This window comes from Roseovarius halophilus (ex Wu et al. 2025) (assembly GCF_047086965.1).
Genome location: NZ_JBKOTX010000451.1, coordinates 1 through 1,561, shown reverse-complemented (window position 1 = coordinate 1,561; position 1,561 = coordinate 1). Strand labels below are relative to the sequence as shown.

Annotated in this window: 1 protein-coding gene and 1 pseudogene; one reads left to right on the top strand and one right to left on the bottom strand. The window is 70.1% G+C overall.

Translation table 11 applies throughout. The annotated features are described in order from the left end of the window. Positions 1-1,194: exodeoxyribonuclease VII large subunit (xseA, locus tag ACH107_RS32730; RefSeq protein ID WP_412509764.1), on the bottom strand; the 1,194-nt coding region annotated here is incomplete at its 3' end. A 73-nt stretch (positions 1,195-1,267) separates the two neighbouring features. On the opposite strand from xseA, the pseudogene ACH107_RS32725 reads away from it, so the two are divergent. Next, positions 1,268-1,561: pseudogene (locus ACH107_RS32725) on the top strand (phosphoribosylamine--glycine ligase); the annotation flags it as partial.

The following is a 1,561-nucleotide window of genomic DNA, read 5'->3' as shown; positions in this document are numbered from 1 at the left end:
GTCCAGATCGCGCCGTTTCTGCGCGGTCTCCCGCGCCAGCGTGCGGACGTTCAGCCGCGCGGCAGTGTTTTCCAGCCGCTGCCGGTCGGCGGCCACGGCCCGGCGCAGCAATCCCGGCCTGAGCGCGCCCGCCCCCTCGAAAAGCTGCACGCGCCGCATCTGAACCGACCGGGTAAGCGCGGCCGGCAGCCTTTCGCCCCAACTGTCCAGCCGCTGGCGCGGCCCGTCGAGCAGCGTTTCCGCCCGTGGCAGGGCGCGCGACAGGTCACGCAGGCGCTGCCCGCGCGCCGAAACCCCCTGGCTCAACCCGTGGGTCAGCCGGGCTTCTTGGTTGTCGAGCCACGCCAGCAGGTCGAGCCGCACCGGCACCGCCAGCTCGGCGGCCGCGGTCGGCGTCGGCGCGCGCTTGTCGGCAGCATGGTCGATCAGCGTCGTGTCCGTCTCATGCCCGACGGCGGAAATCAGCGGGATGTCCGAGGCCGCGGCGGCACGCACGACCGCCTCCTCGTTGAAGCCCCAGAGGTCCTCGATGGAGCCGCCACCCCGCGCCACGATCAACAGGTCCGGCCGGGGCAAGGCCCCGCCGGGCGTCAGCGTATTGAACCCCGCGATGGCGCGGGCCACGTCGGGCGCGCAGCGGTCGCCCTGCACGGCCACGGGCCAGATCAGCACCTTGCGCGGGAACCGCTCGCGCAGGCGGTGCAGGATATCGCGGATGACAGCGCCCGAGGGCGAGGTCACGACCCCTATGATTTCCGGCAGATACGGCAAGGGCCGCTTGCGCTCGGGGGCGAAAAGCCCCTCGGCGGCCAGCGCCTTGCGCCGTTTTTCCAACATGGCCATCAGCGCGCCCATGCCCGCGGGCTTCAGATCCTCGATGACGATCTGGTAGCGCGACTGCCCCGGGAACGTGGTCAGCCGCCCGGTGGCGACCACCTCCATCCCCTCCTCGGGCTGGACGGACAGCCGCGTCGCCACCCTTTTCCAGATCACCCCGGACAGGACGGCGCGATCATCCTTGAGGTCAAGGTACACATGCCCCGACCGCGGGCGGCTGACGCGCCCGATCTCGCCCTTGACGCGGACATGGCCGAATTCGCCCTCGATGACGCGCTTGACCGCGCCGGAAATTTCCGAGACGGAGAATTCCGGAGCGTTTTCACCTTCCTGCGGATCGTCGATCAGGTCTGACATGCGTGCGCCTTGTGTCTGGTTGCGCCCCATCCTAGAACGCTCGCAAGCGAAGGTGAAGCGGGAGAGCGGCGCGATGAACATACTGATCCTTGGCGGTGGTGGCCGCGAACACGCGCTGGCCTGGGCCGTGATGCAGAACCCCAAATGCGACAAGCTGATCGTCGCGCCGGGCAATGCCGGCATCGCGGAGATCGCGGAATGTGCCACGCTCGACATCGACGACGGCGCGGCGGTCGTGAATTTCTGCGACGTCAACGCGATCGACTTCGTCATCATCGGCCCCGAGGCCCCGCTGGCGGCAGGCGTGGCGGACCGCCTGCGCGACGCGGGCCTGCCGGTTTTCGGCCCCTCGCGGGCGGCGGCGCTG